The 14,384-nt window shown below is 48.9% G+C and carries 12 protein-coding genes and 1 tRNA gene; 6 read left to right on the top strand and 7 right to left on the bottom strand.

The window, feature by feature from the left end; genetic code table 11:
- Positions 1–6: 6 nt before the first annotated feature.
- From purD to VMT62_14325, 3 genes are all read right to left on the bottom strand, one after another.
- Positions 7–1,290, bottom strand: a complete 1,284-nt coding sequence (gene purD, locus VMT62_14335) for a phosphoribosylamine--glycine ligase (protein ID HVN97603.1) — start codon at positions 1,288–1,290, stop codon at positions 7–9.
- Between the two features lie 3 nt (positions 1,291–1,293).
- Positions 1,294–1,884 carry a hypothetical protein gene (locus VMT62_14330; GenBank protein HVN97602.1) on the bottom strand — a complete coding sequence of 197 codons (591 nt, stop codon included), beginning with the start codon at positions 1,882–1,884 and terminating at the stop codon, positions 1,294–1,296.
- 213 nt (positions 1,885–2,097) lie between these two features.
- Complete coding sequence (locus tag VMT62_14325) at positions 2,098–3,021, bottom strand: radical SAM protein (protein HVN97601.1); 924 nt, start codon at positions 3,019–3,021, stop codon at positions 2,098–2,100.
- 114 nt (positions 3,022–3,135) lie between these two features.
- On the opposite strand from VMT62_14325, the gene VMT62_14320 reads away from it, so the two are divergent.
- Both VMT62_14320 and VMT62_14315 read left to right on the top strand, forming a co-directional pair.
- Positions 3,136–3,212: transfer RNA gene (locus tag VMT62_14320), tRNA-Val, on the top strand.
- 20 nt (positions 3,213–3,232) lie between these two features.
- On the top strand, positions 3,233–3,985 hold the full coding sequence (locus VMT62_14315; GenBank protein ID HVN97600.1) for a YebC/PmpR family DNA-binding transcriptional regulator: 753 nt from the start codon (positions 3,233–3,235) through the stop codon (positions 3,983–3,985).
- A gap of 27 nt (positions 3,986–4,012) precedes the next feature.
- Here the strand turns inward: VMT62_14315 and VMT62_14310 are convergent, their stop codons facing one another.
- The 4 genes from VMT62_14310 to VMT62_14295 all read right to left on the bottom strand — a co-directional run bounded on the left by VMT62_14310 (position 4,013) and on the right by VMT62_14295 (position 7,452).
- Entirely contained in the window at positions 4,013–4,741 is a 729-nt protein-coding gene (locus VMT62_14310) for a RodZ domain-containing protein (protein HVN97599.1), read from the bottom strand.
- A gap of 319 nt (positions 4,742–5,060) precedes the next feature.
- Positions 5,061–5,987 (bottom strand): pyruvate synthase subunit PorB, encoded by a 927-nt coding sequence (porB, locus tag VMT62_14305; GenBank protein ID HVN97598.1) that lies wholly within the window; start codon positions 5,985–5,987, stop codon positions 5,061–5,063.
- Complete coding sequence (locus VMT62_14300; GenBank protein ID HVN97597.1) at positions 5,984–7,162, bottom strand: hypothetical protein; 1,179 nt, start codon at positions 7,160–7,162, stop codon at positions 5,984–5,986. Before VMT62_14300 ends, porB begins: the two co-directional genes overlap by 4 nt.
- A complete protein-coding gene (locus VMT62_14295) occupies positions 7,159–7,452 on the bottom strand; it encodes a 4Fe-4S binding protein (GenBank protein ID HVN97596.1) in 294 nt (97 codons plus the stop codon). Before VMT62_14295 ends, VMT62_14300 begins: the two co-directional genes overlap by 4 nt.
- Before the next feature lie 738 nt (positions 7,453–8,190).
- Between VMT62_14295 and mfd the strand changes: the two genes are divergently transcribed.
- From mfd to pdxA, 4 genes are all read left to right on the top strand, one after another.
- On the top strand, positions 8,191–11,376 hold the full coding sequence (mfd, locus tag VMT62_14290) for a transcription-repair coupling factor (protein ID HVN97595.1): 3,186 nt from the start codon (positions 8,191–8,193) through the stop codon (positions 11,374–11,376).
- A 100-nt stretch (positions 11,377–11,476) separates the two neighbouring features.
- A complete protein-coding gene (locus tag VMT62_14285; GenBank protein ID HVN97594.1) occupies positions 11,477–12,421 on the top strand; it encodes a peptidylprolyl isomerase in 945 nt (314 codons plus the stop codon).
- Positions 12,421–13,350, top strand: coding sequence for a peptidylprolyl isomerase (locus tag VMT62_14280; protein ID HVN97593.1), 930 nt, complete (start codon positions 12,421–12,423; stop codon positions 13,348–13,350). Before VMT62_14285 ends, VMT62_14280 begins: the two co-directional genes overlap by 1 nt.
- Complete coding sequence (gene pdxA, locus VMT62_14275; protein HVN97592.1) at positions 13,281–14,297, top strand: 4-hydroxythreonine-4-phosphate dehydrogenase PdxA; 1,017 nt, start codon at positions 13,281–13,283, stop codon at positions 14,295–14,297. Before VMT62_14280 ends, pdxA begins: the two co-directional genes overlap by 70 nt.
- The last annotated feature ends 87 nt before the right edge of the window (positions 14,298–14,384 follow it).

Here is a 14,384-nt window from a genome sequence, read left to right as displayed (position 1 = left end):
CTCCTCCTATAAATATGGCATAAAAAGCGCCTTCTTACCGATATCACTCCGGAATTGCATGCCCTCAAATTCTATCTTCGAGACAGCCTCATATACCCTGTCCATCGCCTCTTCGTGCGTTTTGTCCAGCGCCGTCACACAGAGCACCCTCCCGCCGGAGGTATAATATTGACCGTCCACCTTCTTTGTCCCGGCATGAAAAACCATAATATTATCATCTTCTTTCAGGCGATCAAGTCCCTTTATCAATCGGCCTTTTTCGGGTTTTTCAGGGTATCCTTTAGAGGCGATAACCACACAGATAGAGACGCCCTCTTTCCACTCGATCTGCGTGAGAGAACCCAATCTGCCTTCCACGCATGCAGTCAGGATGGGCGTTATATCACTCTTCATTTTGAAGAGTATGGGTTGCGTTTCGGGGTCCCCAAGCCGTGCATTGAACTCTATGACATACGGGTGTCCATCCGACAGCATGAGGCCGCCATAAAGCACCCCTTCGTACGTGACCCCGTTTGCAGCCAGGGCCTTAATTGTCCTCAGCATGATAGATTCTCTGATTTCTTGTTCCAACTCTTTGGAAATAAATGGAATTGGTGTATATGCCCCCATTCCGCCTGTGTTTGGACCTTTGTCTCCGTCTAAGAGCGGTTTATGATCCTGAGCGGGAAGCATCGGCAGTATGGATGTACCGTCGGTAAATGCGAGATAGGACGCTTCAATGCCCGACAAAAACTTCTCAAACACAACATTGCGGCCTGCCTCGCCGTAGAGGCCTTCGACCATCAGTTTTTTTAAGACGCCTTCTGCCTCCGCCTTCTCCTTTATCACGTAGACGCCCTTGCCGGCGCATAGACCATCCGCTTTCAACACGAATGGGGCCTGAAGTTTATCCAGATACGCCTGCGCTTTGTCATAATCAGCAAAAGTTTCGAAATCGGCCGTAGGAATGCCGTTTTTTCTCATCAACTCTTTTGCAAAAATCTTGCTTGCCTCGATCAGAGCCCCCTTCCGTCTTGGTCCAAAAATTGGTATGCCTCTCTCCTTGAAGGCATCGACAATACCGTTTGCCAACGGATTTTCGGGGCCTACGACCACAAGATCAATCTTCTTGGTCCTCGAGAATTCGATAAGGCCTGCAATATCGCTTAAATCCATCTCAACGCACTGGGCGAGATCCGATATACCCCCGTTGCCTGGTACGGCCCAGATTTGGCTCACCTCTCTGGACTGCGACAGTTTCCAGACCAGTGCGTGCTCCCTGCCTCCGCTTCCGATTACAAGGATCTTCATGGGCTATCCTTTAGCCTTTTCGAGGTACTGAAAAATAGTCCTATCGTAATCCGATGTGATGGAGAATACCTTCTTGGCCAGATAGAACCTGAGTTCTTCGGTGGTTTCGCCATTATGCATCTTCATATCTTCCATTACCCGGGGGTAATCCTGCGGGTCCACCACGACGGTCACGAATTTGAAATTTTTGGCCGCAGCCCGGATCATCGAAGGGCCCCCGATATCGATGTTTTCGATAGCCTCCTCGAAAGAACATCCTTTGCTGATCACTTCTTTGAACGGATACAGGTTTACCACGATCATGTCGATCGGTTTGATGTCAAATGTGGCCATGGCCTTTTGGTGCTCTGCGTTGTTACGGACGTTGAGGATCCCCCCATGTATCTTCGGATGAAGAGTCTTCACCCTGCCATCCATGATTTCAGGGAATCCCGTGTAACTGCTCACCTCCGTGGGGCTCAAACCTATGCTTTCAAGATACTTCTTGGTGCCGCCTGTGGAGAGGATCTCGACGTTATAATTTTTCAGGAGCAGTGCAAGATCAGAGAGATTAGCCTTGCTCGAAACGCTTACCACAGCCCGGTTTATTTTCATATACCCTCCTTTTGTCTAAACGACCCGTCATGTCCCGCTCTAACCTTTGATCAACTTCCTTGCAACTACATATCAACGTCCGGTCCTAAGTCTATATACCTGAAATTGATGCAGGTCTTATACTAAATGTTGGGAGAAGTGTTTGTCAATATCTTTTCCGTTACCTTAAAACCGATTGAGCGAGGCCGAGCACATTCCTTTTATCTTCAAGACTCAAGGCGTCAAATAAAAAGTCTTGCCATCAAAGATATAACTCTTAATGAAACCCTCGTTTTCAAGGCTTTTAAGACGCTCTTTGGCCTTGTGCAAGGATACGCCGGTGATCTTTACGATGTCGTCGAGCGTAAGAGATCTTCTCTTCAGGATGGTCAGCACTCGTTGCGACCAGTTCTCTTCGTCAATTTCCCTCACAGACTTTTCAAAGTTACAAATGATTTCACACGGTTTTCCAAGAAATCTGCACGCCCTGTCGAGCTCTTCCCTGGTCAAGCTCTCTAGCCCCTCTTCTGTCGGAGGCCTTACGACTGTATTGATTTGCACCTTGTCTGCGTTGAGATCCTCAATAACCTTCTTGAATTTCTTCAACTCTTCCTTGTCATCGTTGACATTCTTCATGAGCATGACTTCTAGCCACAATTTGCCCGTGTATTCCTGCCTGAACCGTCTCAAACCATTGAGGATCGCCTCAACCTCTAAGGCCGGATGCGGTCTATTGACGTAACGAAAGAGATCTTCACTCACTGCATCGAGTGACGGAAGTACCACATCAGCAGCCATGAGGTCTCTTCTGACTTCGTCCTCGTAGAGCATAGCGCCGTTCGTGATGACCGAAACGGGAATACTCGTAATCTTCTTTACTTCCCGGATCATAAATCCAATATCTGCGTTTAAGGTAGGCTCTCCCGATCCGGAGAAAGAGATGTGGTCGATGCGGCTGGTTCTTTTCACCTTCTCAGCCACTTCATCGATGATTGTATGGGGGTCAAAAAAACTTTTCCGCGTTATTTCCTTGTCCGTGGTCTTTCCTATCTGGCAATAGATGCAATCATAGGAGCAGTACTTGCTCGGAATTACATCCACGCCCAGTGAAAAACCAAGCCTTCTCGATGGGACCGGACCAAAAACGAATCTCGTCACCAAGAGATAATAAACGATTCGGCCTGAAAAGGAAACACAAAAGCAGGTTCCGGCATGTGTTTGACCTTCTCTTCTGTTGACTTTTGAACCATAATATAATAAAAAAAGAGTCTCGGGCGATTAGCTCAGATGGTTAGAGCGCTGGTCTCACATACCAGAGGTCGTTGGTTCGAATCCAATATCGCCCACCATTCGATGTTCAGGGGGTCCAATGTCAGGACATAGTAAGTGGAGTTCCATCAAGCACAAGAAAGGTGCTGCAGACGCGAAGAGAGGCAAAATATTCACTAAACTCATCAAAGAGATCTCCACGGCGGTGAGAATTAGTGGAGGGGACCCCGAGGCAAACTCCAGACTACGTGATGCCGTAGCACGGGCGAAAGCGGAAAACATGCCCAAAGACAATATAGACAGGGCCATAAAGAAAGGCCTGGGAACCCTTGATGACGGTCAGAGTTACGAAGAGTATACCTATGAAGGCTACGGGCCGGGAGGCGTTGCGGTACTGATCGAAGTACTGACAGACAATAAGAAAAGGACTGCCGCCGAAATCCGTCACATCCTTTCAAGACTCAACGGCAATCTTGGCGAGGCGGGGTGTGTTTCGTGGTTATTCAGCAAGAAGGGCTACATCTCATTCGATAAGAAGTCAGTCGATGGCGACAGGATCATGGAGCTCGCCCTTGATGCGGGCGCAGAAGATATTTCTGAATCTGAAAATGAGGTTGAAGTGACCGTCGAAGTGGCTAACTTCGAGAACCTTAAGAAAGTATTTGATCGGAATGGGATTAAGTATACGGTCGCCGAAATCAGCATGATCCCTCAGAATTCCGTAAAACTTGAAGGGAAGAACGCTGAAACCATGTTGAAACTTATGGAAGCGCTTGAAGACTCCGATGATGTTCAGAACGTGTATGCAAACTTTGATATTTCCATGGAAGAAATGGAAAAACTGAGTAGCTGACCTTCCGGTACCTCTCGCCGCAAGATCTTACGGAAGCTTAATCCTTTTTACCTCTCCGCTCTGTCCGCCGAATTGGACGTCGTTCCCATTGAGAGCCAACTTTACCCCTGCTGCATTACCGATGAGAAGGTCATATTTATCCTGAGCGTTTAACACAACTATGTCCTGAGGGTTGAGCATGAATTCCTTTTTTTCCTTCTCGTCGATCACCACGCTAATCCATGTGCGCTCAAGGCAGGTTATCATGAGCTTCTTTGCTTCCGGCGCCTGGGTCTCGGCTATTCGACCTTCAGGGGCAGCGCGCCCATCTGGCGCAGTATTGCTTGTATCTACGCGAGCGGGCACATGTCCTGCGCCGTTCATCTGTCCGGAAAGGGGCTGCTCTCTGTAGATCTGACTCAGGATGACGAGGCCAACCAGAAGAACAAACGCGAGAGGATAAAGGAGTGCTCTCTTGGACAAACGACTAGGCTTTGGACTGATTTTCTGTTGAATAGGTACTTCCGCCGGCGCTCTGACTACCTCGCTCGCGAGATCGTCAAAGATTTCACCATATACCTCGAGAAGGTGGGCATATTCCTTGACGTAGCCCTTGACGTAGACCTCGTGGGGTAGAAGCTTCCAGTTGCCGGACTCCATGGCATCGAGCAGGGATTTCCGGATGCACAGAGAATGGGATACATCACTCAAGGTAAGGCCTTTGAGCTCTCGCTTTTCCCTAAGAAACTTGCCTATCTTTTCAAGATCGATGGACATGTCCTCGCCTTACGATAATTTCACTTTTCAACGAATCGCGGAGTTACCCCACATTTTTGAGCGCCGATAGTTTAACCGATTCATATTCGGTGTTTATATTTTATATTTTTAGAAATTAATTGCAACACTATTTTTAATTCTATTAGAATAATTGCTTTTTTTCTGTGCTCTTCGTCACACTTATTGTTTATTTCTGCTGAGTAAAGAGGAAAATAGTAACCAAAAGGAGGTATCTACATAAAATAGTGACAAAAACTGCCGTCGGATACGTGTGACCCTGTTATTTTCTAAAGCCCTGCTTGCAGCTAAGACGACACCGCTACTTGACGCCGGCCTGGAATTTCAGGTCCTCCCAGTCTAAATGAACCCTCTCCTGAATTTGAGCGATGATATCATCAGTTAAGTGTCTGAACCTGCCCTGCCCTTTTATATAGTCTGACACCGGCTTGAGTGTATCCGTCTTGTGCGTGATCTTGTATTTTCCGTTCTCGACCTCGTAAAGCGGAAAAAGGCCGGTTTGCACGGCCAATCTGCCGTAGTGAACAGCCTGATCCGATGGTATTCTCCAACCACTGGGGCACACAGAGAGAATGTGAATGTAGGAGGGCCCGTTTACGGTCCTTGCCTTCTTAATTTTGGCCAGAAAATCGAAGGGGTAGGAGGGACAGGCCGTGGCCACATAGGGTATGTTGTGGGCGGCGGCAATCTTGGGCATATTCTTTTTCTGCGTGGACTGTCCGATGCTATTCTTGCCCGGAGGGCTCGTCGTGGTCATGGCCCCATATGGAGTGGACGATGAACGTTGTGTGCCCGTATTCATATAGGCCTCATTGTCCACACAAAGATAGGTGAACTTGTGTCCCCTCTCCAGAGCGCCCGAAAGGGCCTGAAGCCCGATATCGCTCGTGCCTCCATCCCCGGCTATGGCAACCACATGGATATCTTTCTCGGGAATCTTGCCTTTATTCATGAGGATCTTGAGGCCCGACTCCATACCGGAGGCAACTGCAGCCGCGTTTTCAAACGCTACGTGAATCCAAGGAAGGCGCCAACTCGTAAGGGGAAGCGGAGTGGATATAATCTCCATACAGCCTGTGGCCATCGCAAGAACGGTATCCTTGCCGAAGACCTTGAGGGCGAGCCTCAAGGAAAGTATCTCTGCGCAGCCCTGGCAGGCCCTGTGGCCGGATGTGGCGAACTCAACATCAGGCTCATCCATGTACTTTTCGATGCCTTTCATACTCATGCTCTCACCCCTATCACCTGATAATTCTTATCATCTTTTTGCGTCTTCTTGGTCGAGCCGATACTCTTAAAGATTGACCGGAAATCTTCCAGATTAACATCCCGTCCACCGAGGCCGACGATATAATTCGACAATTGGATCTTCAATCCCTTGGTATGGACGAGCGCAGAAATCTCATTGAAGAGTGGCCCATTTGTTGCGCCTCCGGGCATCACTCGCTCGATCACTGCAATCTTCTTTTTTCCCTTAATGGCGGCGGCAAGCTCTTCCTGAGGGAAGGGTCTGAAGAGTCTCAGACTCACGTGGCCCAACTCCTTGCCTTCTTTCTTCAGGTCGTCGATGGTGGTTTTAATATTCTCGTTAATTGCGCCGAGCGATATGAACACCGTATCTGCATTCTCCGTATTATAGGTCTCAACAATGTTGTACTGCCTTCCAAAACGTTTGCCGAAGTCATCCAGCACTTCCTTGACCACGTCCTTTGACTCCCTGATCGCCATTTCCTGGGCGTACTTCGCCTCGGTATAAAGCTCAGGCATGCCGTAGGCCCCCATGGTGACGGGCTTGTCAGGGTGGAGCGTATACAGGGGATTGTAGGGAGGCAGGAACTTATCAACCTCTTCCTGGGTGGGAAACTCGATGGGCTCAATCACATGGCTCAATGAAAACCCGTCGAGATTGACCATGACGGGCAGTAAGACCCGTCTGTCTTCGGCAATCTTGAAGGCCATTATGGTGGAGTCAACCGCTTCCTGGCCGTTTTCACAGAACAGCATGATCCAACCCGAGTCTCTCGCCGCCATGACGTCGGAGTGGTCTCCCCAGATGGATAAGGGCGCTGACAATGCCCGGTTCACCGCAGCCATGACAATAGGAAGCCTGAGGCCAGCTGCGATGAAAAGAATCTCGTGCATAAGTTCCATGCCTTGCGCGCTTGTTGATGTAAAGGTTCTAGCGCCGGTAGCCGAGGCCCCGCAGCAGGCGGACATAGCCGAGTGCTCGGACTCCACGTTGACATAAACGGCGTTTAGCTCCCCATTTGCAACGATCTCGGAGAGATGCTCGACGATATGGGTCTGCGGGGTAATGGGATACGCGGCCACCACTTCAACACGTGCGAGTTTCGCTGCGTCAGCGACTGCTATCGATACTTCGACACCTTTTTTAACAGTCATCGTTCTTCCTCCACCATGGTAATCGCAGCGGGCTTGCACTCGTGCGCACATATACCGCAGCCTTTGCAGAAATCGAGATTTGCCCTGTAAAAACCGCTCTCCTTCTGGTAGATCGCGGCGTCAGGGCAGAAAAGCCAGCAGAGGCCGCATTTGACGCACTTGTCATCATTCCATACGGGCTTGGAGGAGCGCCAGTCACCCGTTTTATACTCGGTCGCGTTTCCAACTTCTTCGATAACGCATCCGACATTCAGTTCGTGCCATTTATATTGTTCCATCGGTTTTGCCATGCCTTAACCCCCTTGCAGGATAAAAGAGTATATTATACACAAAAATTTTCGGCGCTCAACATAAAAAGCCGTTGGTAGAATGTGAAGGAATGGACATGCTACCTATCGTAGTCCACCGTTTTCGGCCGCTGTTAATAATACTCGAATATACGTTAACAGTCAAGACTAACGTTGTGCCCCCGCCATGTGAAACATCGCACTTTATATGACCCCTAAAATTATGCCAACTACCCCGCCCGCGGGCTCGTCCAAGCATACCCCTAAAACAATTTCGGCCTGCCTGGCAAATGGCTTGCGCCCTGCTCTTAACGAGCGGAATACGCAAGCCTCCCGAATGCAGCCCGCCCGGTATGGATATTGACATATACAGGCGGTCTATTGTAATAAACTAAATGTGTCAAGCTTTTCTATCCTCGCCACGATCGCTGCCGTGAATCACAGTTTAAGCTTCTTTTCCTGCATCGTCGCTTATCATGCGCTGTAAATCCGACCCTGAATTTACACCGCGTCGCGCTTGCTCTAGTGTCCGAGAAACGGGCAGGGTATCTTTCACACGTGCCTTGAATAAACAAATTCTTCCCTGTCGCCTCCGAGCTGCATATGTTTGAGCTCGCGCCACACCCTTGCACTCCCTCTTATACAACGCAGCAACCCGCCGACAGCTTGCGAGTACTGCGCGCTCCCTCCCCTTACTGCGTGATGGTAGAATCCGGCTGCGCCGCCCGAGAGTAACGAACCATGTTTGAACTCAATAAAACGGGTGTCATTTACGTATCGGGCAAGATAGGCTCCTTTGTTTCATTTCTTCTCGCCGATACGAGGAGGAAGGTCGTGATATTCTACGACACGGAGGACGAGGCGCTCCTCACTCAGGAAGAGGTGGAGTTCTACACCAAGAGGAGCACCCATATATTCCCCGCGTACGCGGACAAGGTTTTCGAGAAAGAAGATGAGACAAGGAGGGTTGGATTTCTCTTTCATCTGGTTTCCGACGAACAATTCGTCGGCCTTTTTCCTTACAGCGCCATAGGACATCCCCTGGCGCGCCATGGGGCCCTGTCCTCGGGTATACAGAATATTCAGGTCGGAGACGTCACCTTTCAGGAAGACCTCATCGAATTCTTCACGGAAGGTGGCTACGATAACACCCCGCTCGTGCGCGAGGCCGGCGAGTACGCAAAACGTGGCAACATCATCGATGTGTTCCCGCCCTCTTCCGACAAGCCCGTCCGGATTGAGTTCCTGGGCGACGAGATCCTCTCCCTGCGTCTGTTCGACCCTCTTTCTCAGAGGTCGCTCAAGGCGCTTAACAAGTGCTATTTGCCGCGCCTAAAAGAATCTTTGGAAGATTCAAGCGATACGATCATAGACTATCTCAATGAACAGATGGTTCTCGTACATAAAGGTCTCTATTACCTCACTAAGGATTTTCCCAGCGACCATAACGGACTGTCGCTTAAAGACAGATGGGCGAGTCTTATCCGGTGCGTATTGAATGTTGATATCTCAGGCGTGCAGGGGGAGGAGGCCGGCATTTCGATACATGCTCAATCAAACGAAGACTTGGGCCATCTCTTTGAAACGCGAAAGAACGAAATATTCAAGACACTTTCCGAGAAGTTCGCGGGGCAATGGTCGCATCATAAGCATGTCTATCTCTTCGCGAGCAGCGAACACCAGGGCACGAGACTTCAGGAGATATTCAAGAACTACGGTGTGTTCTTCCCTATTCTGCCTCACATACCCGTTCGCAAATCGGATAGAGAATGGGGCATTGTCATAAGCCCGGTAAGACGAGGTTTTCGCACCGACGATATCATAGTCCTGACCGAGGAGGATATTGTCGGTCAAAAGAAGAGGGCTATTAAGAAGAAGTGGAACGGTTTCGACGAATTCTTGAGCTCATTCAAGGATCTTACCCCGGGCGAGTGGGTAGTGCACATCGAGCATGGAATCGGCGTTTACCGGGGTATATTGCCCCTTGTTATTAACGGTTTTACAAAGGATTTCATCCTCATAGAGTACCAGGAAGCAGACAAACTCTACGTGCCCGTCGAAGACCTCCATCTTGTGCAAAAATTCATCGGAAGCGAGAGGTTTAAGCCGAAGATAGACAGACTTGGCTCACCGCTGTGGCGGAATGTCAAAAAGAAAGTCAAGAAACAGATCGAGGATATTGCGGGGGAGCTCATAGAGATACACGCGGCGCGTCAGTTGGCTCAAGGTTTTAGTTATTCCGCCGAAGATGAGCTTTTCAGGGAAATGGCATCAGGTTTCCCCTTCGAGGAGACGGAAGGCCAGCTCAAAACCATCGAAGAGGTCATCCATGATCTGCAGAGCACAAAACCTATGGACAGGCTCGTCTGCGGTGATGTGGGTTTCGGCAAAACGGAAGTCGCGCTTCGAGCTTCTTTCAAGGTAGTGTTGGATAATAAACAGGTTGCCATTCTCGTGCCAACCACCATCCTTGCGCAGCAGCATTATAAGACGTTTAAGGACCGCCTCGGCGACTATCCCGTCACTGTCGGGATGCTCAGCCGCTTCAAAAGAAAGGATGAGCAGAAGGCTATCGCCGAACTTATCAAGAAGGGCAGCATCGACATCATTATAGGCACACACAGGATGCTCCAGAAGGACGTGGCCTTCAGAGACTTAGGTCTTCTGATTATCGACGAGGAACAGCGGTTCGGCGTAAAGCATAAAGAAAGACTGAAACTCATGAGGAAGGATGTGGATGTGCTCACGCTCAGCGCGACCCCCATACCGAGGACCCTCTACATGGCAACCATGGGGATCAAAGATTTGAGTGTGATCAATACGCCTCCCCTGGACAGGCTTGCCGTGAAAACATTTGTTGTGCAGTTCAATGACGCTATCATCAAGAAAGGAATCACCGACGAGCTTAAACGGGGTGGCCAGGTATTTTTTGTTCATAATTATATCCATAACATCGGCGTGGTCTTTGATCATTTAACAAGGCTTCTTCCTGATGTAAAGATCGTTGTTGCTCACGGCCAGATGGATGGAAAGAGATTGGAGAAGATCATGTTCGATTTCATAGACAAGAAATATGATATCCTCCTGTCCACGAACATCATAGAATCGGGTTTGGATATTTCCAACGTGAACACAATTTTTATCAATAATGCACATAAGATGGGGCTCGCGGACCTCTATCAGTTGAGAGGCAGGGTAGGCAGAAGCGAAAAGCAAGCCTACGCATATCTTCTCGTTCCCAAACAGGAGAGCTTGACCAAGGATGCCCTGCTCCGGCTTAAGATCATCGAAGAAATGACCGAATTGGGATCGGGCTTCCATATCGCCAACTACGACCTCGAGATACGTGGGGCCGGTAATCTCCTCGGAAAGGAGCAATCCGGCAACATCAATCTTATAGGTTTTGAGCTTTACTGTGATATGCTCGAAGAAGCCGTTCAGAACCTGAGGAATGAACCGGAAGTTGGCCAGGTCGAGTCCGTTGCGGAACTCAACGTTCCGATCGACGCATTCATACCGGACTACTATATTCCCGATTCGAGCCAGAAACTCCTCATGTACAAAAGATTGTCAAAAGTCCGCAACGAGGAGGAACTGCATGATATCCGGGAGGAGTGTTCTGATAGATACGGGTCAGCTCCGAAACCGCTTCTGCATTTATTCGACATCATCTCTCTGAAATGCTTTCTCACCGATCTCAAAATCAGGAAGCTCGACTGCTCCGGCAAGCACCTCGCCATCCATATAACCGATAAAACCCCGCTCAACATGGAACGGGTGCTCAAGAGAGCAACGGCCACACAGGAGGGACTCAAGCTCATGCCGGACGGGCGTATTATTCTCAAAACCGAAAAGAAAGCGGAGGATTTAATCTATTTCTTAAGAAATCTGTTGATGGAAATCACCATACGTGATATAAAACAATAGCGTCTCGTTATCTCAATAGTCCTCAAATGATACGGAAATATGGAGAAAGCGAGGGCGATTTTTGACGGCCACAGCCGACAGCCTAAAATGAGGTGAGAGGATGAAAAGAATATTGATAAGCATGTGCATAATGCTTTGCCTTTTTGCGTGTAAGAAGCAGGAAGGCAAGGTACTTGTGACAATAGACAACGATAAAATTACGTTGGACGAGTTCAATAAGGAACTGGACAAAATACCGGTGAATATGAAGATGATGGTCGCAACGGAAAGCGGCAAAAAGAGCTATCTCGACAGACTCATTATGAAAAAGCTTCTCTTGAGGGAAGCGAACAAGAACCATGTGGAAAATGAAAAAGAGTTTCAGACCAGATTGGCTGATGTCAAGGAACAGCTCCTCATCGAATCGGTTCTGAAGAAAAGACTGACGGCGGATACACAGCTCGGTGACGAAGAAATCAAGAAATACTACGATGCCAATAAAGACAAGTTTAAGAAGGAAAGAGAGATCAACACCCGGCACATCCTCTTAAAAACGGAAGAAGAAGCTAAACAGATAAAGGAAAAACTCCAGAACGGTGAGGATTTTGTTGAGCTTGCCAAACAGTACTCGATTGACCCCAGTGCAAAAGCGACAGGAGGAGAAGTCGGTTTTCACCCTAAAGGCACGCTCCTTCCCGAATATGAGGAAGCGGCTTTCAAATTATCTAAAGTCGGACAGGTAAGCGGCATCGTCAAAACCCAGTTCGGCTATCACATCATACGGCTCGAAGGAGCTAAACCGCCCTCCTATGTTCCCTTTGATGAGGTGAAGGAATTCATCAAACAGCAGCTGGCGCAGGAGAAGCAGAAGGAGCTTGTTGAGAAGTATATCGAAGAACTGAAAAAGAACGCCAAGATAACCGTAAACGACAGCCTGCTTAAGGATGAAACGCCCCAGGCGCCCGAGAAACCGGAAGCCGGTCAGGCCCCGGCGCCGGGTAAAGAAAGCGCGGGCGATGTTGCAAAAACGCCGGAGACCAAAGATTCTTCTCCCGCTAAAAAGTAATGAGAATTCTTCCAAAAGTTCTTTTCGTTGTTGCTTCTTTCGTCTTTGCAACGACGTGTTATTGTGAGGTAGTTGACCGCATAATCGCAATTGTAAATGACGATATCATCACCCTCCGGGAAGCAGAGAACTTCGTCCAGGTAGAAAAGAAAAACGAGTTCACTTCTGTGGACGAATATCTGACAAACTTGAAACTCAGGGAAAGGCTCGATTTCTTTATCGACGCTCTTCTCATCAAGCAGCAGGCCAAAAAACTCAAAATCGACGTGTCGGACAAAGAGGTAGAGTCAATTGTCGAAAATATCAAGAAGCAAAATCTCATCACGGAGATTGAATTAAAGGAGCAACTCAAGCGGGAAAATATCACCTACGAGAATTTCGTAGAGGGGATTAGACTAAGCGTTTTACGGAGCCGCGTATTGGGGCGGGTTATCTCACCCGAAGTCAATATCACTAATGCGGACTTGAAATTGTACTACGACCGGCACAAAGAAGAGTATGTCCAGGAAGAATACCATCTCGGACAGATATTCGTCTCAAATCAAAGAAACGATGCAAGTTCAAGGGCACAAAACGCCTACAGGCTTCTTCTCCAGGGTGCGTCCTTTGAAGATATGGCAAAACAGTATTCTGACGATCCCTCTGCCAATCAGGGAGGGGACATAGGATTGGTCAAGGGTGGGGAAGTTCTTCCGGCCTTGAGGGAGTCTCTCAAGGGCCTCGCCCCAGGCAAATACACGAATGTGATTCAGACCCCTTACGGATTTCATATACTCAAACTCATCGAAATACAAAAGGGAGATGTGCCTTCATTCGAGACGTTGAAGGACAAGATGCATGAACGTATTGTTTCCGAAGAATCGGAAAAACGGTACAAGGATTATATCAACAAACTGAGGCAGGCTTCTTACATAGAGGTCAAGATCTGAAACGCGTAGCCGTAACAATGGGAGACCCTGCAGGTATCGGCGGGGAAATCATCCTGAAGTCCCTTAAGGAAATCTGCAAAAGAAGCATGCCCGTTATCGTGGGCGATCTTTCGGCCATCACCGCCCTCAGACAGAAAGTCTTTTCAAATCAAACGTTTCACTTTAAAAGATTCAAGGAGGGCGGCCCGGGAGAGATCGAATTCCTCGACATGGCGTGCATCAGCTCCGTAGATTTCGGGTCACTTGATAGACGATACGGAGAGGCTTCATATCGGTATATTACGGAGGCTCTAAAACTGACCTTTCTCGGGGAAGTCTCGGCCATGGTGACCTGTCCTATCAGCAAGGCATCAATCCATCTGGCAGGCGTCCCCTTCACCGGGCATACCGAGCTGCTCGCCCATTTCTGCGGGGTCACGCACTACATCATGATGATGGCTAACCCAATCATGCGGGTGTCTCTCGTCACCATACATATTCCCTTGCGAAGCGTGGCGCCATCTGTCTCGCGGGATGCGGTTCTTTCCTGCATATCCATCACGGAAAAATCTCTCAGGAATTTATTCGGTTTGAGTAAACCCCACATCAAGGTTTGTGGGCTTAACCCACATGCAGGCGAAAACAGAACTATCGGTGACGAAGAAGTCCGTATTCAAGAGGCCATCGATCAAGCGCGATCAATGGGTATCAATGTTTATGGCCCCTATCCCGCCGATACACTCTTCCATAAAGTCGACTGCGATGCATACGTCGCCATGTACCACGATCAAGGCCTTATACCGGTAAAGACTCTCGATTTCAAAAGAACGGTGAATGTCACGCTGGGCTTGCCATTCGTACGGACCTCTCCCGGCCATGGGACAGGTTTCGACATAGCAGGGACGGGCCTGGCCGACCCATCGAGCTTCATAGAAGCGTACCGGCTGGCCGAACGACTATCCGGCTAGATCGACGAGGATCGCCCGTATTTGACGCCTTTACAGCCCCTGTCCTGTCAGGATTTGGAGGATCTCGATGTACCGGGCTCGGGCTTT

It is taken from the genome of Syntrophorhabdaceae bacterium, assembly GCA_035541755.1.
GTDB lineage: Bacteria > Desulfobacterota > Syntrophorhabdia > Syntrophorhabdales > Syntrophorhabdaceae > PNOF01.
Note: the sequence above shows the minus strand (reverse complement) of the source record. Positions and strands in the feature narration are given on the sequence as shown.